Raw genomic sequence first — 1170 nt, 5'->3', positions numbered from 1 at the left:
GATTTAGATGATCTTTAGAGCCGCTTTCTGCAAACTTAACCGATTCCTGTGACAACTCTCCCAACCATTGATTAAACGGTTTTGGTAAGAGATCTTTTGCTCTAGCAAAGGAGGCAGCAACATCCTGAGTCACCGTTCCATCCAATATGCTTTTGTAAGCAATTTTTTGATTGTTGCCAGAGCTAGACAAATCAGATAAGTACGAACGCAAATTCACCATCGCTTGCTGAATATCATCAAAGTCTTGTTCACTAAGTCGTAAGATTTCGGTGAAATGGGATTCAACTTCTTTACCTGATAGAGCAACATTAAATCCATTCTCTTCAGGCAAATACATATCGAGTTTGTCTGCCGTATTAGAAAACTTCACTTTTGCAACCTTTCCTGCGACTTCCGTTGCTGCCTTTTGATTTTCCGATAACGTTACTTTCGATAACCCCACTTCCTTTTGTATTGCACGCAGAAGTGATTCAATTGGTCTTTCTACACCGGATAGAACTCTTGATTGCTCTGTTGCTAAAGCCAAACTAGGAGCTTGTTTAAGCTGAATATCCTCTATCAGAGTTTTCCACTCATTGACATAATCTTGATAATAGCGGGCTTGAACCCCCTGAATAGCACTATCATGATCAATTTCATGAGCTTTAAGATCATCCCCATACACCCAGTTTTCTTCCATCAATCCTTTGACGGTGCGATTAATCTGAATTTGGAAAACGCTGTGAAAACCGTTGTAGGTATAAAAACCGGAAATACCTTGCGATAGAGGTTTTCCACTTGCTCGCTCAAATTGTTCTAAACCTTTAGGTCCTAACACGTATGTTAAACGGAAAGACGGAACGTGGCTTTTAGCAAACTGCATCTTCATACGCTGATATGCACGCTCTGGAAGTGACATTTGCGTTAGAACTTCTCGTGCTGCACTAATAGCAGTCGCATCCATTGAGAAGCCTTTCTCGTCGTTCTCTAGTAAGTTTTTAGTATGCACTAGCAAACGCTCACGTAGCTCTTTGTTTAACTCTCCTGGATACTGACGTTCAAAGTAGAAGTTGAACCAAGCAATTACCTCTTCTTGTTGATATTTTTCCGGATTAAACAACATTAAATACGTCTTTAACGTCTCGTATAAGTATTCACGATGCTGCTTATTCGCTTCCATTTCCGAGACCA

Annotated in this window: 1 protein-coding gene; it reads right to left on the bottom strand. The window is 40.3% G+C overall.

Annotation, left to right across the window (positions count from 1 at the left end; translation table 11 throughout):
• A partial coding sequence (locus tag R7O12_RS26005; RefSeq protein ID WP_318126938.1) for an ImcF-related family protein occupies positions 1-1170 on the bottom strand: 1170 nt, incomplete at both ends.

It is taken from the genome of Vibrio sp. Vb1574, assembly GCF_033338675.1.
The sequence above is the reverse complement of the archived record's forward strand: the minus strand, read 5'-3'. Positions and strand labels throughout refer to the sequence as shown.